General features: G+C 69.6%; 22 protein-coding genes and 1 pseudogene. 17 read left to right on the plus strand and 6 right to left on the minus strand.

Features of this window, described 5'->3' with window-relative positions:
• Positions 1–24 precede the first annotated feature (24 nt).
• Positions 25–1,191 (plus strand): flavodoxin-dependent (E)-4-hydroxy-3-methylbut-2-enyl-diphosphate synthase, encoded by a 1,167-nt coding sequence (gene ispG, locus E6A21_RS08740; RefSeq protein ID WP_138443755.1) that lies wholly within the window; start codon positions 25–27, stop codon positions 1,189–1,191.
• On the plus strand, positions 1,145–2,026 hold the full coding sequence (locus tag E6A21_RS08745) for a GNAT family N-acetyltransferase (protein ID WP_342777849.1): 882 nt from the start codon (positions 1,145–1,147) through the stop codon (positions 2,024–2,026). Before ispG ends, E6A21_RS08745 begins: the two co-directional genes overlap by 47 nt.
• On the opposite strand, the gene E6A21_RS08750 is transcribed toward E6A21_RS08745, so the two are convergent.
• Genes E6A21_RS08750 through E6A21_RS08760 form a run of 3 tightly spaced genes read right to left on the minus strand, consistent with a single transcriptional unit; the run spans position 1,972 to position 4,230 of the window.
• Complete coding sequence (locus tag E6A21_RS08750) at positions 1,972–2,631, minus strand: TetR/AcrR family transcriptional regulator (protein ID WP_246036285.1); 660 nt, start codon at positions 2,629–2,631, stop codon at positions 1,972–1,974. The genes E6A21_RS08745 and E6A21_RS08750 overlap by 55 nt on opposite strands.
• Positions 2,632–2,641: 10 nt before the next feature.
• A complete protein-coding gene (locus E6A21_RS08755) occupies positions 2,642–3,397 on the minus strand; it encodes an ABC transporter permease (protein WP_171041333.1) in 756 nt (251 codons plus the stop codon).
• Positions 3,394–4,230, minus strand: coding sequence for an ABC transporter ATP-binding protein (locus E6A21_RS08760; protein ID WP_138443849.1), 837 nt, complete (start codon positions 4,228–4,230; stop codon positions 3,394–3,396). Before E6A21_RS08760 ends, E6A21_RS08755 begins: the two co-directional genes overlap by 4 nt.
• A 246-nt stretch (positions 4,231–4,476) precedes the next feature.
• On the opposite strand from E6A21_RS08760, the gene E6A21_RS08765 reads away from it, so the two are divergent.
• Both E6A21_RS08765 and E6A21_RS08770 read left to right on the plus strand, forming a co-directional pair.
• On the plus strand, positions 4,477–6,282 hold the full coding sequence (locus E6A21_RS08765; protein ID WP_138443850.1) for a proline--tRNA ligase: 1,806 nt from the start codon (positions 4,477–4,479) through the stop codon (positions 6,280–6,282).
• A 9-nt stretch (positions 6,283–6,291) separates the two neighbouring features.
• Entirely contained in the window at positions 6,292–7,086 is a 795-nt protein-coding gene (locus E6A21_RS08770; RefSeq protein WP_138443756.1) for a sulfite exporter TauE/SafE family protein, read from the plus strand.
• Positions 7,087–7,106: 20 nt separating this feature from the next.
• On the opposite strand, the gene E6A21_RS08775 is transcribed toward E6A21_RS08770, so the two are convergent.
• The 3 genes from E6A21_RS08775 to E6A21_RS17855 all read right to left on the minus strand — a co-directional run bounded on the left by E6A21_RS08775 (position 7,107) and on the right by E6A21_RS17855 (position 10,266).
• Positions 7,107–8,081, minus strand: a complete 975-nt coding sequence (locus E6A21_RS08775) for an aminoglycoside phosphotransferase family protein (RefSeq protein WP_138443757.1) — start codon at positions 8,079–8,081, stop codon at positions 7,107–7,109.
• Positions 8,082–8,089: 8 nt separating this feature from the next.
• Entirely contained in the window at positions 8,090–8,815 is a 726-nt protein-coding gene (locus tag E6A21_RS08780) for a VIT1/CCC1 transporter family protein (RefSeq protein ID WP_138443758.1), read from the minus strand.
• Between the two features lie 116 nt (positions 8,816–8,931).
• Positions 8,932–10,266: a DUF4439 domain-containing protein gene (locus E6A21_RS17855; protein ID WP_212745895.1), complete on the minus strand. Its 1,335-nt coding sequence runs from the start codon at positions 10,264–10,266 to the stop codon at positions 8,932–8,934.
• 96 nt (positions 10,267–10,362) lie between these two features.
• On the opposite strand from E6A21_RS17855, the gene E6A21_RS08795 reads away from it, so the two are divergent.
• The 13 genes and pseudogenes from E6A21_RS08795 (at position 10,363) to E6A21_RS08855 (ending at position 23,879) form a co-directional block, all read left to right on the plus strand.
• Positions 10,363–10,980 (plus strand): ribosome maturation factor RimP, encoded by a 618-nt coding sequence (locus E6A21_RS08795; RefSeq protein ID WP_138443760.1) that lies wholly within the window; start codon positions 10,363–10,365, stop codon positions 10,978–10,980.
• A complete protein-coding gene (gene nusA, locus E6A21_RS08800) occupies positions 10,980–11,960 on the plus strand; it encodes a transcription termination factor NusA (RefSeq protein ID WP_138443761.1) in 981 nt (326 codons plus the stop codon). The genes E6A21_RS08795 and nusA overlap by 1 nt, the downstream gene beginning before the upstream one ends.
• Positions 11,961–12,015: 55 nt before the next feature.
• Positions 12,016–12,333 carry a YlxR family protein gene (locus E6A21_RS08805; RefSeq protein ID WP_138443762.1) on the plus strand — a complete coding sequence of 106 codons (318 nt, stop codon included), beginning with the start codon at positions 12,016–12,018 and terminating at the stop codon, positions 12,331–12,333.
• 144 nt (positions 12,334–12,477) lie between these two features.
• Entirely contained in the window at positions 12,478–15,402 is a 2,925-nt protein-coding gene (infB, locus tag E6A21_RS08810) for a translation initiation factor IF-2 (protein WP_138443763.1), read from the plus strand.
• Positions 15,403–15,467: 65 nt separating this feature from the next.
• Positions 15,468–15,950, plus strand: a complete 483-nt coding sequence (gene rbfA / locus E6A21_RS08815) for a 30S ribosome-binding factor RbfA (protein ID WP_138443764.1) — start codon at positions 15,468–15,470, stop codon at positions 15,948–15,950.
• Positions 15,951–16,027: 77 nt separating this feature from the next.
• A complete protein-coding gene (gene truB / locus E6A21_RS08820; RefSeq protein WP_138443765.1) occupies positions 16,028–16,966 on the plus strand; it encodes a tRNA pseudouridine(55) synthase TruB in 939 nt (312 codons plus the stop codon).
• Positions 16,963–17,328 (plus strand): hypothetical protein, encoded by a 366-nt coding sequence (locus E6A21_RS08825; RefSeq protein WP_138443766.1) that lies wholly within the window; start codon positions 16,963–16,965, stop codon positions 17,326–17,328. The genes truB and E6A21_RS08825 overlap by 4 nt, the downstream gene beginning before the upstream one ends.
• A 3-nt stretch (positions 17,329–17,331) precedes the next feature.
• Positions 17,332–17,778, plus strand: coding sequence for a hypothetical protein (locus tag E6A21_RS08830; RefSeq protein ID WP_138443767.1), 447 nt, complete (start codon positions 17,332–17,334; stop codon positions 17,776–17,778).
• A gap of 89 nt (positions 17,779–17,867) precedes the next feature.
• Positions 17,868–18,860, plus strand: a complete 993-nt coding sequence (locus tag E6A21_RS08835) for a bifunctional riboflavin kinase/FAD synthetase (RefSeq protein WP_138443851.1) — start codon at positions 17,868–17,870, stop codon at positions 18,858–18,860.
• Positions 18,857–19,717 carry a tryptophan 2,3-dioxygenase gene (gene kynA / locus E6A21_RS08840; RefSeq protein ID WP_281281571.1) on the plus strand — a complete coding sequence of 287 codons (861 nt, stop codon included), beginning with the start codon at positions 18,857–18,859 and terminating at the stop codon, positions 19,715–19,717. The genes E6A21_RS08835 and kynA overlap by 4 nt, the downstream gene beginning before the upstream one ends.
• Positions 19,714–20,980: pseudogene (locus E6A21_RS08845) on the plus strand (kynureninase). The gene kynA and the pseudogene E6A21_RS08845 overlap by 4 nt, the downstream one beginning before the upstream one ends.
• Before the next feature lie 141 nt (positions 20,981–21,121).
• Positions 21,122–21,391, plus strand: coding sequence for a 30S ribosomal protein S15 (rpsO, locus tag E6A21_RS08850; RefSeq protein ID WP_136610041.1), 270 nt, complete (start codon positions 21,122–21,124; stop codon positions 21,389–21,391).
• 232 nt (positions 21,392–21,623) lie between these two features.
• Complete coding sequence (locus E6A21_RS08855; protein ID WP_138443768.1) at positions 21,624–23,879, plus strand: polyribonucleotide nucleotidyltransferase; 2,256 nt, start codon at positions 21,624–21,626, stop codon at positions 23,877–23,879.
• Positions 23,880–23,882 lie beyond the last annotated feature (3 nt).

The following is a 23,882-nucleotide window of genomic DNA, read 5'->3' on the forward strand; positions in this document are numbered from 1 at the left end:
AACACCCCGCAACAAGGAGTTCTCGTGACTTCGGTCAGCCTCGGAATGCCAGCAGCCCCGCCGCCCGTCCTCGCACCGCGGCGCACGACGCGGCAGATCCACGTCGGCTCGGTGGGCGTCGGCTCCGAGTACCCGATCAGCGTCCAGTCAATGACCACGACGCCGACCACGGACATCAATGCGACCCTCCAGCAGATCGCCGAGCTCACCGCGGCGGGGTGCGACATCGTGCGCGTCGCGTGCCCTTCGGCGGACGACGCCGAGGCGCTCCCGATCATCGCGAAGAAGTCGCAGATCCCGGTCATCGCAGACATCCACTTCCAGCCGAAATACGTGTTCGCGGCGATCGAGGCGGGCTGCGCCGCTGTCCGTGTGAACCCGGGCAACATCCGCAAGTTCGACGATCAGGTCAAAGAGATCGCGCAGGCCGCGAAGGACCACGGAACCTCGATCCGCATCGGCGTCAACGCCGGTTCGCTCGACGCGCGGCTGCTGAAGAAATACGGGAAGGCCACGCCCGAGGCACTCGTCGAGAGTGCGATCTGGGAAGCGAGCCTGTTCGAGGAGCACGACTTCCACGACTTCAAGATCTCGGTCAAGCACAACGACCCCGTCGTCATGGTGAGGGCCTACGAGCTGCTCGCTGAACAGGGCGACTGGCCGCTGCACCTCGGCGTCACGGAGGCCGGCCCCGCCTTCCAGGGCACGATCAAGTCCGCGACGGCCTTCGGCGCCCTCCTCTCGCGGGGCATCGGCGACACCATCCGCGTCTCCCTCTCGGCGCCGCCCGTCGAAGAGGTCAAGGTCGGGATCCAGATCCTCCAGTCGCTCAACCTCCGCCCGCGGCGGCTCGAGATCGTCTCGTGCCCGTCCTGCGGCCGCGCACAGGTCGACGTCTACAAGCTCGCCGAAGAGGTCACGGCGGGCCTCGAGGGCATGACGTTCCCGCTCCGGGTGGCCGTCATGGGCTGTGTCGTCAACGGTCCGGGAGAGGCCCGCGAGGCGGATCTCGGCGTGGCCTCGGGGAACGGGAAGGGCCAGATCTTCGTCAAGGGCGAGGTCATCAAGACGGTGTCCGAGAGCGAGATCGTCGAGACGCTGATCGAAGAGGCGATGAAGATCGCCGAGGAGATGGGGGAGGCCGATGGCGAAGATGCTTCAGCGGGCGGCCCCGTGGTCACCGTCTCGTAGACGGGACCCGCTGATCCGGAGGCTGGGGCACGAGGACACCCTCGGGCTCTGCGAGCTTGCTGCCCTCGATCCGGTGGCGAACGTCTTCATTGCGGCCCACCTCCTCACGACGGGTTCCGCCGCGCCCACCCAGAGCGGCGCCGAAATCCTCGGCGCGTACGACGGCGACGGGCGGCTCATCAGCGCCTGTTGGCTCGGTGCCAACATCGTGCCGGTGGGCATGCAGGAAGATCTCGCCCCCGCGTTCGCCGAGGTGATCAGGGGCGCGAACCGCCGCTTCGCGTCGATCTTCGGGCCGGCCGAGCCCACTCTGGCGCTCTACGAGGGACTCGGTGGCCCCCGGGCGCGGGAGGTGCGTCCGGTGCAGCCGCTCATGGCCATCGAGGGCGGCGCCGCCGTCCGCCCCGACCCGCTCGTGCGGGTGACGACGCTCGACGACTTCGAGGCCGTCGCCCCGGCGTGCGTCGCGATGTTCGAGGAAGAAGTCGGATATTCGCCCGTCGCAGGGGGAAGCGACAACTATTACCGGCGCGTCCGCCAGCTCATCCAGCAGGGCCATTCCGTGGCCCGATTCGGGGACAGCGGCGAGGTGGTCTTCAAGGCCGAGCTCGGGGCGGTCTCCTCGGCGGCGAGCCAGGTGCAGGGCGTGTGGGTCGAACCGGCCCACCGTGGGCTGGGCCTGAGCCACGGCGGGATGGCCGCCGTCGTCGGCTTAGCGCGCCAGCTTGCGCCGATCGTGAGCCTCTACGTGAACGACTACAACGAGCGCGCGAAGGCCTGCTATGAGCGCGTTGGCTTCGAGCGCGTCGGAACCTTCGCGACAGTCCTGTTCTGAGCGGCTTCTGGCTCTGAGCCTCGAGGCAGCGGCTCAGTGAGGTGCCGCTGGATGGCGGGAGCGAGGAGTCGTTCGGCCTCCTCGGCGGGGACGGACGCGAGCGGTTCGAGCCTCACGACATAGCGCGTGATCATGAAGCCCACGATCTGGGAGGCGGCCATCGAAGCGCGGAGCTGGCGCTCGGCGTCATCCCCGGGCAGCCCCTCGGCGACGCGGGCCAGGATGCGGCGGCGGACGAGGTGGGCCATGAGCCGTGAGCGGGACGTGGAACTGATCGTCGACCGGAAGAAGGCGGCGAGCGCGTGCCGCTGCGGGCCTTCCCACAGCCGCACGATCGCTCGGGCGATGAAGCGCCCGCGCTCGGAGAGGGCGAGATCGTCGATGCCGGCCAGAAGCACCTCCGGGTCGATCGGCAGGGCGACGGACGCAGCGAACAGTTCTTCCTTCCCGTCGAAGTAGTGATGGACGAGAGCTGCGTCGACCCCTGCCTCGCGGGCGATCTGGCGCAGGCTCACGCCGTCGTACCCGTCCTCGGCGAAGCGCCGGGTGGCCGCGGTGATGATCGCGGCCCGGCGGTCGGACGGACCCTTGGGCCGCGCCATCATCGGCTGGCCCTCACGACGACTTGCGGCGCAGCGTGAGCGACGCGAGGAGCAGCGTTCCGAGCAGCACGGCCGCCATGATCCACAGGTCGCGCCACATCTCGCCGGTCGGGTCGAGGTTCGCCGTGATCTCCTGGAGTGCCTTGACCGAATAGGTGAGCGGCATCCAGTCCGAGAGGACCTGGAACACGTCCGTCATCTGCGCGTGCGGTACGAAGAGCCCGCAGAGCAGGATCTGCGGGATGACAACGATCGGCATGAACTGGACGGCCTGGAACTCCGTCCGCGCGAAGGCGCTGCAGAAGAGGCCGAGCGCGACTCCGAGGACCGCGTTGACGACGGCGACGAGCACTACTAGCCCCGCGTTGCCTTTGATGTCCAGCCCGAAGATCCAGTACGCGACGGCCGTCGCGACGACCGACTGCAGGGCCGCCATGAGGGAGAACGCGACGCCGTAGCCGAACAGGAGGTCGGCCTTGTGGATCGGGGTCGTCATGAGCCGCTCGAGCGTCCCGGATGTGCGTTCGCGCAGCATCGTGATCGAGGTCAGCAGGAACATGATGACGAACGGGAAGATCGCGAGCATGATCGGGCCGATCCGATCGAAGGTCCGCGGCATCCCGGGCGGCAGGGTCTCGTTCTCGAAGAGCCAGTACACGATCGTGAGCAGCACCGAGGGGACGACGAGGATCATGGCGATGCTTCGCGGATCGTGGCGGAGCTGGTTGAGGACCCGTGCGGTCGTGGCGGCGAGCATGCGCGGATTCATACTGCATTCTCCTTCGCTGCCTTGTACTGCTGGGCGAGGTTCTGCTGGCCGGGCTCGCCCTGCTGGCCGGACTCGCCCTTCTGGATGATGCCGAGGAAGGCCTGCTCGAGGTCCTGGCTGCGGCCTTCCTCTCGCAGTTCGTCGGGCGTCAGCTGCGCGAGGAGATGCCCGTCGCGCAGGAGCAGGAGCGAGTCGCATCGGCTCGCTTCCTCCATGACGTGGCTCGAGACGAGGAGGGTCGTGCCAGCGTCGGCGAGGGCACGGAACCTCTCCCAGAGATCGACTCGCAGCACGGGATCGAGGCCCACGGTGGGCTCGTCGAGGACGAGCAGCTTCGGCTGCCCGACGAGCGCGCACGCGAGCGACACTCGGCTGAACTGGCCTCCGGACAGGTCAGCGGCCTTGCGCTTCTCGAAGCCCGAGAGGCCGACGGCGGCGACAGCCTCGCGTGCGTCGGCTCGGGTGCGCCCGTGGAGGGACGCGAAGTAGCGGACGTTGTCGAGGACGGTGATGTCGCTGTACACGGCGGCGTCCTGGGTCATGTAGCCGATGAGCGGACGGAGCGCGGGGGAGCCCGCAGGCCTCTCGAGGACGCGAAGGGTGCCGGATGCGATGCGTTGGACGCCCATGATGGTGCGCATGAGCGTGCTCTTCCCGCTCCCGGACGGGCCGAGCAGTCCGGTGACGCGGCCGCTCGGGACGGAGAAGTCGAGGCCGTGGAGGACTTCGCTTCGGCGAAGCCGGACGACGAGGCGTTCTGCTTCGACGGCCGGCGGGGGCCCAGCCGCGTGAGCGGGGGTTGGGGATGCGGTGTCTGATGGCGACCCTGACATGACGGACTCCGGTCGGAGGAGGGACATCTATTCGGGAATTCATCAACTGATGAATTGAGGCTAGATCTGCCCCGCTGGCGTCGTCAACCCCTCATGCTCGGAGGCTGAGACGATCTCCGGGCCATGGGAGCCGCGGAAGCTGGGATACATTGGTAGCTGACCTTTTCCATCCCGAGCCAGAACAGCTCACAGAGCCGGAACGGCTCGCTGAGCCGGCACGGCTCACAGCCAGAACGGATGCCGCACGTGGTCCTGCGACTCTCCACCCTGTTCCTGCGAACCCTCCGCGAGGATCCGGCCGACGCCGAGGTGGCCAGCCATAGGCTGCTCGTCCGCGCAGGCTACATCCGCCGTGCGGCCCCCGGCATCTACACGTGGCTCCCGCTCGGGCTCGCCGTGCTCCACAGGGTCGAGCAGATCATCCGCGAGGAGATGGCGTCGATCGGAGCCCAGGAGGTCCATTTCCCGGCCCTCCTGCCCAAGGAGCCCTACGAGGCGACGAACCGCTGGACCGAGTACGGCGACAGCATCTTCCGGCTCAAGGACCGCAAGGACGGCGACTACCTCCTCGCGCCGACACACGAGGAGATGTTCACGCTCCTCGTGAAGGACCTGTACTCCTCGTACAAGGACCTTCCGCTGAGCCTCTACCAGATCCAGAACAAGTACCGCGACGAGGCCCGTCCCCGCGCAGGCCTCCTGCGCGGGCGCGAATTCATCATGAAGGATTCGTACTCGTTCGATGTGGACGACGCCGGGCTCGACGCGAGCTACGCGGCGCACCGCGAGGCGTACCTCCGGATCTTTGCCCGGCTCGGACTCGAGGTCGTGCCCGTCAAGGCAACCGCGGGCGCCATGGGCGGATCGAAGAGCGAGGAGTTCCTCCACCCGACCGAGATCGGCGAGGACACGTTCGTGCGCTCTGCCGGCGGCTACGCGGCGAATGTCGAAGCCGTGACAACGGTCGTACCCGCCCCGATCGACTACAGCAACGCCCCCGCCGCCCAGGTCCTCGACACCCCCGAGACCCCCACGATCGACACGCTCGTCGCCGCGTCCCAGACGGTCTTCCCGAATCCCGAGCGGCCGTGGACGGGTGCCGACACGCTCAAGAACGTCGTGCTGGCGGTCAAGCTCCCGACCGGGGAGAAGCAGCTCGTCGTGATCGGGGTCCCGGGCGATCGCGCCGTCGACCTCAAGCGGGTCGAGGCGAACATCGGGGCCTTCCTCCCCATCGCCGGAGAGATCGGCATCGAGGCCGCGAGCGAGGAGGACCTCAGGTCGCAGCCGCTCATCGTCAAGGGCTACCTCGGCCCGGGCCTCGAGCCGGAGGACGCGCTCCTAGGCCTCGACGGCAAGTCGGGACTCCTGTACCTCGTCGACCCGCGCGTCGTCCCCGGGACCCGGTGGATCACGGGCGCAAACCAGCCCGGAAAGCACGTATACGGCCTCGTCGCCGGGCGAGACTTCGGCTGGGACGGTGTGATCGAGTGCACGGAGGTGCGCGAGGGCGACGAGGCACCCGACGGCTCGGGCCCGCTCGAGACGGCCCGAGGGATCGAGATGGGACACATCTTCCAGCTCGGCCGCAAGTACGCCGAGGCCCTCGAACTCAAGGTGCTGGATGCGAACGGCAAGCAGGTGACCGTCACGATGGGCTCGTACGGCATCGGCGTCACCCGCGCCGTCGCCGCGCTCGCGGAATCGAACCACGACGAGCGAGGCCTCGTCTGGCCCCGGGCCGTCGCGCCCGCCGACGTCCACGTCGTCGCCGTCGGACGCGGCGAGGAGATCTTCGCCGAAGCCGAGCGCCTGGCCGGGGAGCTCGAGTCCCGCGGGCTGACCGTCATGCTCGACGACCGGCCGAAGGTCTCGCCCGGCGTCAAGTTCGGGGACGCCGAGCTCATCGGCGTCCCGACGATCGTCGCCGTGGGCAATGGCCTTGCGAGCGGCACCCTCGAGGTCAAGGATCGGCGTTCGGGCTCGACGGAGGACGTGCCGGTGGGCGACGCCGCGGACTATGTCGTCCGGGCCGTGCGCGCCGACGCGTAATCCGCGTCCGTGCACAGCGGCCTCGAGCTGCTTGACCCCTTCACGCTCGCCCTCGTCATCCTGGCCGGGTTCGCCGCGGGCTGGGTGGACGCGGTCGTGGGCGGGGGAGGGCTCATCCAGCTCCCGGCGCTGCTCGCCCTGCCGGGGATCACTCCGGTCCACGCACTCGCGACGAACAAGATGGGCTCCGTGTTCGGCACGAGCACGAGCGCGCTGACCTACGCCCGGCGCGTGCGCCCGGACCTTCGTACTGCAATTCCGATGGCGGTCGTGGCCCTGGCCGGCGCGTTCGGCGGGGCCGCGCTCGCGTCCGCTCTGCCGGCGCGGGTCTTCAAGCCGATCATCCTCTGCGCGATCATCGTCGTCGCGCTCTTCACGGTCCTCAGGCCGCAGCTCGGGCAGTACACCGAGCTGCGGCTCAAGGGGGGCCGGCACTTCGCGGCCGCCTGCGGCCTCGGCGCCCTGATCGGCTTCTACGACGGGCTCATCGGCCCGGGAACCGGTTCGTTCCTCGTGATCGCGCTCGTCTCGGGCATGGGGTACGCGTTCCTCGAGGCGAGTGCGAAGGCGAAGATCGTCAACATGGCGACGAACATCGGGGCGCTGCTCCTGTTCGCCCCCAGCGGCGCCCTGCTCTGGGGCGTCGGGCTCGTGCTCGGCGCCGCCAACATGTGCGGCGGCTATGTCGGGGCCCGCATGGCGGTTGCACGCGGCAACCGGTTCATCCGCTGGGTCTTCCTGGCCGTCGTCGCGGCCCTTGCCGTGAAGCTCGGCGTCGACGTGTGGAACGAGAACTTCGCCTGAGCCCCTCGGCCCGAGCCTGATCAGTCCAGGCGCTTCAGCTCGGACGCCGGGGGAAGCCCGGGCAGCGGCCGGCAGCAGAGGGCGCTCGCGACCCACAGGGAACGTTCGAAGTCCCCGCGGTGCCCGGGTCTTGCCGCGTACCACAGCGCGTTCTCGACCTCTCGCAGCACCGACCAGGCTCGCGACGCCTCGGCATCGAGACCAGCCGCGGCCGCAAGTTCCGAGCAGCGGTCGAGCAGCGCGTCCGGCGCGTCGTTGCGCCGGAGCTCGGGGAGACGATTCCACAGCATGGGCGCGACGGCGAACTCGGCCTCGCCCACCGCGGGCTGCGGGTCGATCGCGCGGAAGCCGCCGTCGTGGTCGCCGAGGACGTTCATTCCGTGCAGGTCGGTGTGGACGAGGACGTCGCGTCCGCCCCGCCGCCCGACGGTGCCGCGCGTTGCGCACACGTCGAGGGCCTCTTCGAGGAGCCAGCGCGGGAACGGGCGCTCGAGGCGCTCCCAGCGCTCGGGAAGCTCGTCGCTCCACTGCTCCGCGCGGGCGTCGAGGCGCTCTAGGGCTGCCCAGTCCGGGCGGTCGTCCTCCGGGATGGAAAGCATCCGCATGATCCCGCCCCACACCGCGCATGCCTCCGGGAAGGGAACCTCCTGGAGCCGTCGGCCCGAGTCGAGCCGCTCGAGCAGGAGGGAGCCCTCGCCGTCGTCCGCGATGAGCCTGACTGCACCGCGGCCGCTCCACAGCCGGAGCGCCACCGGCTCCGACGCCGTCTCCTCATGCGGATACGCGAGCTTGAGCACGAGGGGCTGCCCGCCCCGGCGCACGGCGACCACGAACGCACCGAAGCCGGACCAGGGCCCGGCCTCTGGGTCCGGCTCGAGCTCCCAGCGGCGGAGGCCCCTTTCGAGGCGTTCCGGGAGCGACTCGATCCATGCACGGCCGGTGGGCGTGCGGGAATACCTCGACACGAGGTCCGCGGGCACACCGGTCGCTGTCATCGTCCCTTTCAGGCCACCCCGGTCGTTCCGAGCAGGCTGCCCAGAGCATACGTCGTCGCGAGGGCTATCGCCCCGCCGATGATGACTCGGACAGAGGCCCGCGTCCTCGATCCGCCACCGATCCACGCTCCCAGGGCGCCCGTGAGGGCCAGCGCGACGAGCACGACGATGAACGTGAGCCAGACGCGCATCGACTCGGGGAAGAAGAGGATCGAAAGCAGAGGCAGCACCGCGCCGCACAGGAAGGAGACAGCCGAAGCAAGCGCGGCGTGCCACGGGCTCACGACCTCGTCTGGGTCGATATTGAGTTCGATGTCGAGGTGGGCCCGGAGCGCGTCCTTTTCGGTGAGCTCCTCGGCGACCTTCGTAGCGGTCTCGCGCGAAAGCCCCTTGTGGCGGTACATCGCCACGAGCTCCCCGAACTCTGCCTCGGGCTGATCGCGGAGCTCCTCCCGCTCCTTGGCGATGAGGTGCCGCTGGCTGTCGCTCTGGCTGCTCACCGAGACGTACTCGCCGAGGGCCATGGAGATGGCGCCTCCCGCGAGGGCCGCCAGTCCGGCGGCGAGGATCGGGCCGTTGCTCGTCGTCACGCCGGCGACACCGACGACGACGGCGGCCACGGACACGATGCCGTCGTTCGCTCCGAGGACGCCCGCGCGGAGCCAGTTCAGCTTCGCCGCAATGTCAGCGCCCTGCGGCTCAGGATGAAGGTGGGTGGTGGATTCGGTCGTCATGTGTCAACTTTGGCACCGGGCGCCCGGCCCTGCCAGCGAAGCAAGCCTAGCCTCACCCGCAGTCGTCCCCGACGGCCCCGGCTGCACGCCCTCGTCGGTTCGCCGTGATGCCTTTGCTAGTTCGCCGTAGGGACACCGGGGAAGGCGGTCGCGTTCGACGGCGAAGCTGCCGCGGCCAAGCGGGCCGCGGTCACGAGGCCCTCCGCCACCGCCGCACGACGCGCTGCAGGGGCGTCTCCGACGAGCTGTGCCCACGCCTCCTCCGATGAGCCTTCGACAGCCTTGAGGGCCGCGGAGGGATCCGAGGCGAAGTTCGGCGGCAAGGCGAAGCCAGCGTCGCGCGGAGGGAGCACCGTGCACGTCGCTGCAGCGAAGCTCTCGACTGAGGCGAGCTGACGCCGGTGGGCGTCCAGCGCAGAGGACCGGGCCGCTGCGTCGGGGGAGCCGGCCGGAGTGCGGGCGAGCGCCGTCTCGAGCAGGTAGGCAGCCGCGGTTTCAGCGCGCTCAGTCGTAGCGAGGGCTCCCGCGAACCCTGTTCCCCCGTAGGTGGCCGTCGCCGTGGGGCTCGGGCATGTGCCGCTCGCGCTGGGGCTGGCCGTCGCGCTGGGGCTGGCCGTCGTGTTGGGGCTGGCCGTCGTGCTGGCGCTGGCCGCCGTGTTGGGGCTGGCCGTCGTGCTGGCAGTTCCCGCCGGCTGGGCGCCGGTAGGCGCCCCCGCCGCCGTCGTCCCTGTGGCCGCAGTGATCGAGTCGAGCTGAACCGACTGGCCGGCGGCCACGGATGCGAGCAGAGTCGCGGTCGGGGCGTCGACGTCGGGCAGCGCTGCGAGGCGAGCCTGGACGCTCGAAGCCAAGGCAGCGGCGACGTCGCTCGCCTGGATGCTGCTGGCTCCGGTGCTGCCGGCCCCCGTGCTGCCGGCTCCGGTGCTGCCGGCCCCCGTGCTGCTGGCCCCCGTGCTGCCGGCTCCGGTACTGCTCGCACCTGTGCCCGGAGTACTGGCCGGCGCCGTTTCCGCGGGTACCGTTCCCACCTGTGCCGGGCCCGTCGGGGTCGCCGCGCCTGGCGTTGCGTGCGCCGTCGTCCCGCCGAGGACGGCGGCCTGCCGGTCGAGGACCATGCCTGCGCCAGAGAGCGCTGCCTGGGAACCGGGGGTGGTCCCGGGCCGCCCGGCCGCACTGCGGGCGAGGCTCGCGAGCCGCGCAGCGTCGTCGTGCGCCGCGCGAAGGGCGACCGCGCTGCGGCTCGGTGACGCCGGCTGGGGGGCGTGGAGCGCGACTAGAGTCGCAGTGCCGAGCGCCACGAGGATTGCGGCTGCCCCAAGGGCCCAGTAGCGCCAAGGTCGGCGCCGGGGGGAATTGCCGGACGGCGCAGAGGATGACGGCGCAGAGGATGACGGCGCCGAGGATCCTGATGGAGGCGTGGACGGAGTGGACGGGACGGTGTCGGAACTCACGGGCTCGATCATCCCACGACTGGCCCCCCGACCCGCGACCGGGCCCGCGAGCCGATAGTCTATGAGGACACAACTGAGCGAAGGAGGCGGACGCCCATGTCCGAGAAGGCATCGGAGTCGCCGTTTGCAGCCGAAGAGGCTCGGCTGCACGGGCTGCTCGAGCCCACCGTCACCGCTCATGGCCTCTTCCTCGAAGGCGTCTCCATCAAGGCCGCCGGGGCCCACCGCACTCTGCACGTGATCGTAGACCTACCTCAGGAGCAGACCGGGGGAGTGGGCCTCGACGTCATCGCGGAGATCTCCCGCGAGCTCTCGGACCTCATGGACACCCGGAAGGGATCAGGCACGTTCTCCGACGACCGGCCCTACGACCTCGAGGTCTCGTCGCCGGGCGTCACCCGCCCGCTCACCCAGCCCCGTCACTGGCACCGGGCGCGGGGAAGGATCGTGAAGGTCAACGTCATCCAGGGCGAAAACCTCACCGGCCGCCTGACGCAGGTGACGGACGACGGCGTGACAATAGTTCCGGATCGTCCCGCGGCCAAGGGGGTCAAGCCCAAGCCGGGCGAGCCGGTCACGCTTCCGTTCGAGAAGATCCGGGGCGGCAGGGTCGAGGTCGAGTTCTCGCACATCGACGCGGTACCCGAGACGGCCTTCGAGAGCTTCGAGCCTGACGCCGACACCGAACCCGACACCGACGCCGAGGAGGCCTAGTGGACATCGACATGAGCGCGCTGCGCCTACTGGAGCGAGAACGCGACATCCCTGTCGACAAGCTCATCCCGACCATCGAGCAGGCGCTCCTCCTCGCGTACCACAAGTCTCCCGGGGCCATCGAGAAGGCGCGGGCCGAGGTCGACCGCCGGAGCGGCCACGTCACGATCTGGGCGACCGAGATCGATGAGGAAGGCAACCCCATCGGCGAATTCGACGACACTCCCGAGGGCTTCGGCCGCATCGCTGCGACCACCGCCCGCCAGGTCATCCTCCAGCGCCTTCGGGATGTCGAGGACGACAACGTGCTCGGGGAGTTCAAGGGCCGCGAGGGCGAGCTCATCGCCGGACAGATCCAGCAGGGCAGCAATCCGCACATGGTCCAGGTCAACCTCGGCGCCGTCGAGGCCCTGCTCCCGCCGCCCGAGCAGGTTCCGGGGGAGCAGTACGTCCACGGCAGCCGCATCCGTGCCTACGTGGTGGACGTCCACCGCGGCATGAAGGGCCCCTCGATCACGCTCTCGCGGTCCCACCCGGGGCTCGTGAAGAAGCTCTTCGAGCTCGAAGTGCCCGAGATCGCGGACCGGAGCGTCGAAATCGTCGCGATCGCCCGCGAGGCCGGCCACCGCACCAAGATCGCTGTCCGCGCCAACGTGCCCGGCATCAACGCGAAGGGCGCGTGCATCGGCGAGATGGGCTCGCGGGTGCGCGCTGTCATGACGGAGCTGAACGACGAGAAGATCGACATCGTGGACTACAGCGACGAAGCCGCGACGTTCATCGCGAATGCGCTCTCCCCGGCGAAGGTCAAATCCGTGAGCATCGTCGACGAGGGAAGCCGCTCCGCGCGCGTGACGGTTCCGGACTACCAGCTCTCCCTCGCGATCGGCAAGGAAGGGCAGAACGCCCGCCTCGCGGCGAAGCTGACGGGGTGGCGAATCGACATCACCTCCGACGCCGCGGCCAAGGCTGTAGAATAGTCAGGTCCGGGTAACGCGCCCGGCAGCAAGCCAAACAAGCCAGGGGCAGTGGAACGTGCAGAGTAAGGCGCAACCACTGCGGACCTGCATCGGCTGCCGCCAGAGTGCGCCCCGGTCTGTATTGCTCCGGTTGGTGCGGGACCCCGAGGACCCACAGCGCGTCGTCGCCGATCCGCGCCGCCGAATGCCCGGTCGTGGTGCTTGGCTGCATCCCGACCGTGCATGCCTGACGCAAGCCGTCAAACGTCGAGCGTTCTCCCGTGCCTTCCGGGGTGCCGTGGAGCACGCGGCGGTCGACGACTTCTTCGGCACCGCCGTGCTGGCCCCCGCCGGCACGGTCACCGTCCAAGCTGAAAGCGGGTCAGAAATCTGATGGAAACCCGATGAGTCCCCGTCCCATGAGCGCGTAGCGATGAACCAGTTGTTCCGCGCCGCCGACGGCCTCGCACACGACGAGGCCTGCAGCAAGCAGTAGACGGTCCACGCCTGGCTCGGCGCGGACCGAGACAGGAGAAATGTGGCCAAGGTCCGCGTACACGAGCTCGCCAAGGAGCTCGGTATCACCTCCAAGGACGCCCTTTCCAAGCTTCAGGAGCTTGGAGAATTCGTGCGTTCTGCGTCCTCGACGATCGAGGCGCCCGTCGTGAAGAAGCTTCGCGACGCCTACCCGGCCGGCTCGCCCAAGCAGGCGAAGGCCTCCGCGCCCGCGTCGGCCCGGCCTGCTGCGCCGCGGCAGCCGGCTCCGGCTCCCCGGACAGCGCCGTCGACCCAGTCGGCCCAGACAGCACAGCCGGCGCCATCTGCGCCAGCCGCTCCTGCGCCGTCCCAGAACTCCGGTTCCCGGAACTCCGGATCCCAGAACTCGGGATCCCAGAATTCCCACAGCACCGGGATCAAGCCGGGGCCTGCCCGTCCTGCGGCGCCTTCGCCCGCTCCGGCCTCGCGACCGTCGTCGGACGCCGCGCGCCCTGCGGCGAACTCGGGCTCCGGCCCGCGCCCGGGTACGCCCGGCCCGCGGCCGAGCGGCCCCCGTCCCGGCAACAACCCGTTCTCGTCCTCCCAGGGCATGCAGCGCCCGGGCCGCGAGGACCGCGCGCCTCGTCCCGGCAACAACCCCTTCGCGACATCCCAGGGCATGCCCCGGCCTGGTTCGCGCGATGGGGACAGGCCGGGCGGACCGCGCCCTGCCCCCCGTCCCGGTGGCACCGCGGGCATCCCGCGGCCGCAGGCTCCGCGCCCGGGCGCTCCGCGTCCCGGTGCGCCTCGACCCGGGGGTGCCCGTCCCGGTGCACCGCGCCCGGGTGGCTCCGGCGCTCCCCGTCAGGGCGGCGGCGGCGCGGGTGGAGCACGCCCGAACCCCGGCATGATGCCTCCTCGCTCTGACCGTCCCCAGCCGGGCGCACGCCCGGCCGGAACCGGCGGACGCGGCCCGGGACGCCCGGGTGGCGCTCCTGGCGGCGCTCCTGCCGGCGGTGGCTTCGGCAAGGGCGGCCGCGGACGCGGCGGCACCCAGGGCGCGTTCGGCAAGGGTGGCGCCGGTCGTGGCAAGCAGCGCAAGTCGAAGCGCGCGAAGCGCCAAGAGCTCGAGCAGATGAGCGCTCCGTCGCTCGGCGGCGTTTCGGTGCCCCGTGGCGACGGCGACACGATCGTCCGCCTGCGCCGTGGCTCCTCCATCACGGACTTCGCTGAGAAGATCGATGCGAACCCGGCGTCGCTCGTCACGGTGCTCTTCCACCTCGGCGAGATGGCGACGGCGACCCAGTCGCTCGACGAGGAGACGTTCAGTGTCCTCGGCGAGGAGCTCGGCTACAAGATCCAGATCGTCTCGCCCGAGGACGAGGAGCGCGAGCTGCTCGAGTCGTTCGACATCGACCTCGATGCCGAGCTCGAGGCGGAGACCGACGACGAGCTCGAGACCCGCCCGGCCGTCGTGACCGTCATGGGCCACGTCGACCACGGTAAGACCCGCCTTCTCGACGCCATCCGGCACACGAACGTGGTCGAGGGCGAGCACGGTGGCATCACGCAGCACATCGGTGCCTACCAGATCTCGTTCGAGCACGACGGCCAGCCGCGTCAGCTCACCTTCATCGACACCCCGGGCCACGAGGCGTTCACCGCCATGCGTGCCCGTGGCGCCCAGGTCACGGACATCGCGGTGCTCGTGGTGGCCGCGGACGACGGCGTCATGCCGCAGACGGTCGAGGCGCTCAACCACGCCCAGGCCGCCGGTGTGCCGATCGTGGTCGCGGTCAACAAGATCGACAAGGAGGGCGCCAACCCGGACAAGGTCCGCGGCCAGCTCACCGAGTACGGTCTCGTGCCCGAGGAGTACGGCGGCGACACGATGTTCGTGGACGTCTCCGCGCGCCAGGGCCTGCACATCGACGACCTCATCTCGGCGGTCCTCCTGACGGCGGACGCTGCGCTCGACCTCCGCGCGAACCCGAACAAGGACGCGCGCGGTGTTGCGATCGAGGCCAACCTCGACCGCGGCCGCGGTGCCGTCGCGACGGTGCTCGTTCAGTCCGGTACGCTCCACGTCGGCGACAACATGGTCGCCGGCACGGCCCACGGCCGTGTCCGCGCCATGTTCGACGAGGACGGCGAGCCGGTCGAGGCCGCGCTCCCGTCGCGTCCCGTCCAGGTCCTGGGCCTCTCCTCGGTGCCGCGTGCAGGCGACACGTTCCTCGTGACCGAGGACGATCGCACCGCCCGCCAGATCGCGGAGAAGCGCGAGGCGGCAGAGCGCAACGCGCAGCTCGCCAAGCGCCGCAAGCGGATCAGCCTCGAGGACTTCGACAAGGCTGTGGCCGAGGGCAAGATCGACACCCTCAACCTCATCCTCAAGGGCGACGTGTCCGGTGCCGTCGAGGCACTCGAGGACTCGCTGCTCAAGATCGACGTCGGCGAGGAAGTCCAGCTCCGCGTCATCCACCGTGGCGTCGGCGCGATCACGCAGAACGACGTCAACCTCGCCACGGTCGACAACGCGATCATCATCGGCTTCAACGTCCGCCCTGCGGAGCGTGTGGCCGAGCTCGCGGACCGCGAGGGTGTGGACATGCGGTTCTACTCCGTGATCTACGCAGCCATCGAGGACATCGAGCTCGCCCTCAAGGGCATGCTCAAGCCGGAGTACGAGGAGGTTCAGCTCGGCACCGCCGAGGTGCGCGAGATCTTCCGGTCCTCGAAGTTCGGCAACATCGCCGGCTCGATCGTCCGCAGCGGGATCATCCGACGCAACACGAAGGCCCGCCTCCTGCGGGACGGCGTGGTCGTCGGGGACAACCTCACGATCGATTCGCTCAAGCGGTTCAAGGATGACGCAACCGAGGTCCGCGAGGGCTTCGAGTGCGGTATCGGCCTGGGGTCGTTCAACGACATCCAGCTCGAGGACATCATCGAGACGTTCGAGATGCGCGAGAAGCCGCGCGTCTGACAGCGTCCGCCAAGAAGGGGCCCCGCGGGTGCGGGGCCCCTTCCCAGTTCATCTAAGGAGTTCCCATGGCCGATCCGGCCCGCGCTGCGCGCCTCGCGCAGCGGATCAAGGTGGTCGTGGCCGAAGCGCTGCGCAAGGCCGTCAAGGACGAGCGCGCCGAGGCGATCACCATCACCGATGCCCGCGTCACGAACGATCTCCAGCACGCGACCGTGTACTACACCGTCCTCGGCGACGCTGCGGCCCAGGAGGGCGCGCGGGAGGTGCTCGACGCCAAGAAGGGCATCCTGCGCCGCGAGCTCGGGCGCAACCTGACCATCCGCCTCACGCCTACCCTCGAGTTCGTCGCCGACGAGGTGCCCGTGAACGCTTCGCACGTCGAGGACCTCCTGCGGCAGGCGCGTGCCCGCGACGAGGAGGTGGCCCGGCTTGCCGAGAGGGCCCGCCCGGCCGGCGACCCGGATCCCTACCGCAAGCCGGAGAACCGCGACGAGGACGACGTCGAGCACGAGTCCGAGTTCGACGACGTGGACGTCGACGCGGAATAGTGCGGTTCCCGGGGCAGGACCGTGTGGCCCTGCGCCCTGGCGCAGTTGCATGCTCCGCGCTCCATATACTGGGAGGCGTGCTTTCTGGACTCGTGATCGTCGACAAACCGCAGGGATGGACGAGCCACGACGTCGTCGGCCGTGTGCGCCGGCTCGCCGGCACCCGGAAGGTCGGGCACGCCGGGACGCTTGACCCGATGGCGACGGGCGTCCTGGTGGTCGGCATCAACCGCGCGACCCGGCTCCTCTCGTACATCGTGGGGACCTCGAAGACCTACACCGCTACGATCCGGCTCGGACAGGCCACCGTGACCGACGACGCCGAGGGGGAGGTCGTGTCCGAGACGATCGCCGCCGCGGTCACGGAGGAGCAGATCCGCGCGGCCGCGGCCCGCCTCACAGGAGAGATCCTGCAGGTCCCGAGCAGTGTGAGCGCCATCAAGGTCGCCGGCCAGCGCTCATATGCCCGCGTGCGTGCGGGCGAGAGCGTCGAGCTCGAGGCCCGGCCCATCACCGTCCACTCGTTCGAGATCCACGGCGTCCGCCGGGAGCGTGGGGGCCGCGTGCTCGACGTCGACGCGACCGTCCGCTGCTCCTCGGGAACCTACATCCGTGCCCTCGCGCGGGACCTGGGCGTGGATCTTGAAGTAGGCGGACACCTCACCGCGCTCAGGCGGACCCAAGTCGGTCCCTACGGCATCGACGAGGCACGCACGCTCGAGGAACTCGCCGAGGACTTCTCGGTGCTGCCCCTCGCGGAGGCCGCACGGGCGCTCCTGCCGGTCCGCGAGCTGAGTGCTGACGAAGCCGTCGAGCTCTCGTTCGGGCGCAAGGTCGCGCCGAGCGGACGGGACGAAGTAACTGCGGCGTTCGCGCCCGACGGCAGCCTCGTCGCGCTCCTCAAGGACGCAGGGCCAGCCGCACGCCCGGAACTCGTCTTTGCCCCACACGGGGGAGACGGACACGGGGGAGACGCACACGGGGGAGACGCACACGGGGGAGAGCAGTCCGAGTGACCGACCCCTTCTTCTGGATCGGGACTGCAGTCTGCGCCGTCTCGGCCGCCCTGTGCATCATCGCGACCGCGACCAAGCGGTACCCGGGGGACGCGGCAATCCTGTCCGTGGCCGCCGTCGAGCTGTTCCTCGTCGTCTTCGGCGTCGCCGCGGGGGTCCGCCAGGCAGCTGGAGAGTCGGTCCGTGGGGCGCCTTGGGAGTTCTGGGGATACCTCATCACGGCGTTCATCCTTCCGATCGCCGGATTCTGGTGGGCCGTCCTCGACAAGACCCGCTGGAGCAACCTCGTCCTGGCCGCTGTGCCGATCACCGTATTCGTCATGCTGTTCCGCATGGAGCAGATCTGGAATGGAGCGTTCTGAGACGTGTCTGAGACCACTGAGCACTCGCCAAGCGCACGGAGCCGGGGCCTTGGCCGCCTCATCGTCGCGGTCTACGGGATCTTCGCCCTGTCCGCGACGGCGCGTGCCGGCTTCCAGATCGCGACCAAGTTCGGGGAGGCGCCGCTCGCCTACCTTCTGAGCGCCTTTGCCGCGGCGGTCTACATCGTCGCGACGGTGGCGATGGCCAAGAAGGGGGTGACGAGCTGGTACGTCACGTGCGGTGCCGTGCTCGTCGAGCTCCTGGGGGTCCTCGTCGTCGGGACGGTGAGCGTCCTTGCGCCCCAGGACTTCCAGCAGGACACCGTGTGGAGCGTGTACGGCCGCGGCTACGGCTTCGTCCCGCTCATCCTGCCGTTCGTCGGGCTCAGCTGGCTGTGGACCAACCGGCCCCGGCAGGGGAGTGCGAGGGGCTCCGTCGGGAGCCGCTAGGCAGCAGGCAGCACGCCACCAGGCAGCAGGGAGCAACGCGCAGCCGGTAGTGTAAGGCTCGCGAGACATTGGGCGACGAGGCGAGGATGATGGTGCAGATCTGGCGCGGGCTGGACGAGGTCCCTGACGATTTCGGCCGGGCGGCGGTCACCATCGGCAACTTCGACGGCGTCCACCGGGGGCATCAGCAGGTCCTTGCCACGCTCATGCGGACCGCCCGTGACACGGACAGCAGGCCCGTCGCCGTGACATTCGACCCCCATCCGGCCCAGGTGCACCGCCCTGACACTGCCCCGGACCTCATCATGGGGATCGACGACAGGATTGCAGCTCTTGCCGGCTACGGGCTCGAGGCCGTTCTCGTGCTCCACTACACGCTTGAATTCGCGGCACAGACGCCGGAGGAGTTCGTCCGCAATGTCCTCGTCGACGGGCTCCGCGCGAGCGCGGTCGTCGTCGGCCACGACGTGCGGTTCGGACGGGGCAACGCCGGCGACCTGTCCACGATGCAGCACCTCGGGCGGCAGTACGGCTTCGAGGTCGTAGTGGTCGAGGAGTTCCGCGAGAAGGATCCGGAGCCGCTCGCGGAGGACGAGGGGACAGAACGGCGCTGCTCGTCGACCTGGGTCCGGGAGGCCCTCGACCGCGGCGACGTCCACACCGCCTCCGGGATTCTCGGCCGACCGCACACGATGCACGGCACTGTGGTCCACGGCGCCGCACGCGGCCGTGCCCTCGGATTCCCGACGGCGAACCTCTCCCATGACTCGATCGGGCACATCCCCGCGGACGGTATCTACGCCGGGTGGCTCGTCGACGAGGCGGGAACCCCGTGGCCGGCCGCCATCTCGGTAGGATCGAACCCGACGTTCGTGGGCGTCACGCGGCAGGTCGAGGCACACGTCATCGACCGCCCGGACGAGGCGCCCGAGGACTTCGATCTGTACGGGCAGCGGGTAGCCATCGAATTCGTCGAGCGGCTACGGGGAATGGTCGCCTACCGCGGCCCCGAGGCGCTCGTGGAGCAGATGAAGGTCGACGTCGATCAGGCGCGCCGGATTCTCGCTACCCTTGCTGGGTGACAGATCCAGTCCCTGCCAATACCCGGGCACTCGAAGACGGCATTGTCCGTGACCTCTCAGGCCGCATGACCTACGGCGGCTACCTCGAGCTCGATCGGCTCCTGAACGCCCAGCACCCTGTGAGCGTCCCCGAGCACCACGACGAGCTCCTCTTCATCATCCAGCACCAGACCACAGAGCTGTGGCTCAAACTCGTTCTCCACGAGCTGCGGAGCGCCTGCGAGTGGCTCCGCGGGGACAACCTCGGCGCCGCACTCAAGGCGATTGCCCGCGTCAAGCACATCCAGAAGACCCTCACCGAGCAGTGGAGCGTGCTCGCGACGCTCACGCCCCACGAGTACGCGCAGTTCCGGGGCTTCCTGGGCCATGCCTCCGGGTTCCAGTCCGGCCAGTACCGGTGCGTCGAATTCATCCTCGGCAACAAGAACGCCGGCATGCTCCCGGTCTTCGACGGCGAACCCGAGATGCGTGCCCAGCTCGAGGAACTCCTCGACGCGCCGAGCCTCTACGACGAGTTCCTCGCCTACCTCTCCCGCCACGGCTACGCGGTGCCGGCAGAGGTCCTCGAGCGGGACGTGCGGGTCGCGCACACGTTCTGCGCCGAGCTCGTGCCGCTGTTCAGGGAGATCTACGAGGACGCCGAGAAGCACTGGTCCGCGTACGAGACCTGCGAGGAGCTCGTGGACCTCGAGGACAACTTCCAGCTCTGGCGCTTCCGCCACCTGCGGACCGTCCAGCGCACGATCGGTCTGAAGACGGGCACGGGCGGCTCGAGCGGGGTCAGCTTCCTGCACCGGGCCCTGGACCTGACATTCTTCCCGGAGCTCTTCGCCGTGCGGACGGAGATCGGCCGGTGAGCAGGACGGCCCGCAACGACGCACGAGATGAGGCCGCGCTCGTCACCCGGGCCTCGGAACTCGACGCCGCGGATCCCCTCGCGCGCTTCGGCGGCCAGTTCGTCGGCTCCGAGGGGCTCGTGGCCTATCTCGACGGAAACTCCCTCGGCCGCCCGCTCCGGAGCACCGCGGAGGAGGTCCGCCGCTTCATCGACGAGGAATGGGGCGGCCGCCTCATCCGCGGCTGGGACGAGCAATGGCTCGCCGAGCCTTTCGTGCTCGGGGACAGGCTCGGGAGCGCCTGCCTCGGCGCCGCTCCAGGGCAGACGGTCATCGCGGACTCGACGACGGTCAATCTGTACAAGCTCATCCGTGCCGCGGTGGAGCTCGCACGCGCCCCTGAGAGCGGGGCGGACCGAGATCGTCGTGGACACCGACAACTTCCCCACGGACCGCTACCTCGTCGAGGGCATCGCGGCCGAGCGCGGGCTCGCACTCCGCTGGATCGAGGCGGACCCGTCCTCCGGGGTGACAACGGCGCAGGCCGCCGGGGCCATCTCGGAGCGGACCGCCGTCGTCGTCCTCAGCCATGTCGCCTATCGTTCCGGCTATCTCGCGGACGGCGCGGCGATCACCGAGCTCGCGCACCGCTCGGGCGCCCTCATCGTGTGGGACCTGTGCCACTCCGCGGGTTCGGTCCCGGTCGCCCTCGACGAGTGGGGCGCGGACTTCGCAGCGGGCTGCACCTACAAGTACCTCAATGGCGGCCCTGGCTCGCCTGCCTTCGCGTATGTGGCCGAGCGGCACCACGAGTCCTTCCACCAGCCCGTGCAGGGGTGGCTCGGGCGGCGCGAGGCGTTCGAGATGGCCCTCGGCTACGAGCCGGCGGACGGCGTCCGGCGGTTCGTGAGCGGGACGCCGCCGATATTCGGGATGCTCCCGCTCCGGGGCATGCTGGCCCTCGTCGAAGAGGCCGGCATCCAGGCGATCCGGGAGAAGTCGGTCAAGCTCACCGAATTCGCGGTCGCCGCGCACCGGGAGCTCCTCGAGCCCCTCGGGGTCGTCCTTGCCTCACCAGCCGAGGCAGAGCGCCGGGGCGGCCACGTCACGCTCGAGCACCCGGCGTTCCGGGAGCTCACCCAGCGCCTGTGGGCCGGTGGGGTCATCCCGGACTTCCGGGCGCCGCAGGGGCTGCGGATGGGCCTGTCGCCGCTCAGCACGAGCTTCGGAGAGGTGCTCCGCGGCGTCGAGGCAGTGCGGGAAGAGCTCGTACGCGTCGTTTGATAGAATTTCCTGTGGTCCTCGCTGCAGTCCGTGGCGGCCTGGGCCGCGCTGGCCCCGTTCTCAGAGGTTTTCAGAGCACGGGCCGGTGTTCCCCGGGGACGAGCGTCCAGCGGGCCGCACGGCACGAAACGAGGAGTTCCAATGGCTTTGGATCCCGCCGTCAAGCAGGAGATCATCAAGGAATATGCGACCAAGGAAGGCGACACCGGGTCCCCCGAGGTCCAGATCGCCGTTCTGACCAAGCGCATCAAGGACTTGACTGAGCACATGAAGCAGCACAAGCACGACTTCCACACCCAGCGCGGCCTTCTCGCGCTCGTGGGCCGTCGCAAGCGGATGCTCGCCTACCTGCACGACACCGACATCGACCGCTACCGTTCGCTCATCGAGCGTCTCGGCCTGCGTCGATAGTCTGTGAAGCGGCCTGCCTCATCCCTGGGGAAGTGCTCTTCTCCAGGGTAGGGGCGGGCCGCAACACCACCACGTAAGCGTTTACGCACCGACTACGAGAATCCACGTGAGGCGCCGGCAATCTGCGGTCCTCGGTAGTGGCCTTTGCGGGCGGCCTCCGGGCGGCGCCAAGGGCCTCGATCGAAGACCGGGTTCCGCGCCTCCGCCGACAATGAAACGGAGGTGCTCTCCTATGGAGGGTCCCGAGATCCAGTTCGCCGAAGCCGTCATCGACAACGGCCGCTTCGGCCAGCGCGTCGTGCGCTTCGAGACCGGCCGGCTTGCCAAGCAGGCCGCCGGATCGGCGATGGCGTACATCGACGACGAGACCGCGCTCCTCTCCGCGACGACGGCCGGCAAGGCCCCGCGTGAGGGCTTCGACTTCTTCCCGCTCACGGTCGATGTCGAGGAGCGCATGTATGCCGCGGGCCGCATCCCCGGCTCGTTCTTCCGCCGCGAGGGCCGTCCCTCGACAGACGCGATCCTCGCGTGCCGCCTCATGGACCGCCCGCTCCGCCCGGCGTTCGTCAAGGGCCTTCGCAACGAGGTCCAGGTCGTCGTGACCGTCCTTGCAATCCACCCCGACGAGCTCTACGACGTCGTCGCGATCAACGCGGCCTCGATGTCGACCCAGCTCGCCGGCCTTCCGTTCTCCGGCCCGATCGGCGGCGTGCGCGTCGCGCTCGTGCACGACGCCGAGGGCCCGCAGTGGGTTGCGTTCCCGAAGCACTCGCAGCTCGAGAATGCGACGTTCGACATGGTCGTCGCCGGCCGGATCGCGGGTGACGACGTCGCGATCATGATGGTCGAGGCCGAGGCAACCGACCGCTCGTGGAACCTCATCAAGGAGGAGGGCGCGACCGCCCCCACCGAGGAGGTCGTCGCCGAGGGCCTCGAGGCCGCGAAGCCGTTCATCCGCGCCCTGTGCGAGGCCCAGCAGGACCTCGCCGAGCGCGCCGCGAAGCCGACCACCGAGTTCCCGATCTTCCTCGACTACGAGCAGGACGTGTACGAGGCCGTCGACTCCGCCGCTGCCGAGCGCCTCGCCGAGGTGTTCAGCATCGGCGACAAGCAGGAGCGCGAGGCCGCCTCGGATGCGCTCAAGGACGAGGTCCTCGGCCAGCTCGCGGGCCAGTTCGAGGGTCGCGAGAAGGAGCTCTCAGCCGCCTTCCGCTCGGTCACCAAGAAGGTCGTCCGCCAGCGGATCCTGCGCGATCAGGTCCGCATCGACGGGCGTGGCCTCACCGACATCCGCCAGCTCACGGCCGAGGTCGAGGTCCTGCCGCGCGTCCACGGCTCGGCGATCTTCGAGCGCGGTGAGACGCAGATCCTCGGCGTGACCACGCTCAACATGCTCAAGATGGAGCAGCAGATCGACTCGCTGTCGCCTGAGACGCACAAGCGGTACATGCACAACTACAACTTCCCGCCGTATTCGACGGGTGAGACGGGCCGCGTCGGTTCCCCGAAGCGCCGCGAGATCGGCCACGGTGCCCTCGCCGAGCGGGCCCTCGTGCCCGTGCTCCCGTCCCGCGAGGAGTTCCCGTACGCCATCCGCCAGGTCTCCGAGGCCCTCAGCTCGAACGGCTCGACGTCGATGGGCTCCGTGTGCGCCTCGACGCTCTCCCTGCTCAACGCAGGTGTCCCGCTGCGGGCTCCGGTCGCCGGGATTGCGATGGGCCTCGTCTCGGACGAGGTCGACGGCCAGACCCGCTACGCGGCCCTCACCGACATCCTCGGTGCGGAGGACGCGTTCGGCGACATGGACTTCAAGGTCGCCGGCACGAGCGAGTTCGTCACGGCGATCCAGCTCGACACGAAGCTCGACGGCATTCCGGCCTCGGTCCTTGCCGCGGCGCTCAAGCAGGCCCGCGAGGCCCGTCTCCACATCCTCTCGGTGATCAACGCCGCGATCGAAGGCCCGGATGAGCTCTCCGAGTTCGCGCCGCGCATCATCGCGATCAAGATCCCCGTGGACAAGATCGGCGAGGTCATCGGCCCCAAGGGCAAGATGATCAACCAGATCCAGGAGGACACGGGCGCGGACATCTCGATCGAGGACGACGGCACCGTGCTCATCGGCGCGACCGACGGCTCCTCGGCGGAGGCTGCCCGTTCCGCGATCAACGCGATCGCGAACCCGCAGCTCCCCGAGGTGGGCGAGCGCTACCTCGGCACGGTCGTGAAGACGACGACGTTCGGCGCGTTCGTCTCGCTCACCCCGGGCAAGGACGGCCTCCTGCACATCTCCGAGCTGCGCAAGCTCGCGGGCGGCAAGCGCGTGGACAACGTCGAGGACGTCGTCTCGGTCGGCCAGAAGGTCCAGGTCGAGATCACGAAGATCGACGACCGGGGCAAGCTCTCGCTCGCGCCGGTGGTCGCCGAAGACGAAGCCAGCGACGAGGAGGCTGTGACCGTCGAGGCGAGTGCCGAGGCGGCCGACGCCTAGGCC

The sequence above is a fragment of the Sinomonas susongensis genome (genome assembly GCF_005877005.1).
GTDB classification, from domain to species: Bacteria; Actinomycetota; Actinomycetes; order Actinomycetales; family Micrococcaceae; genus Sinomonas; species Sinomonas susongensis.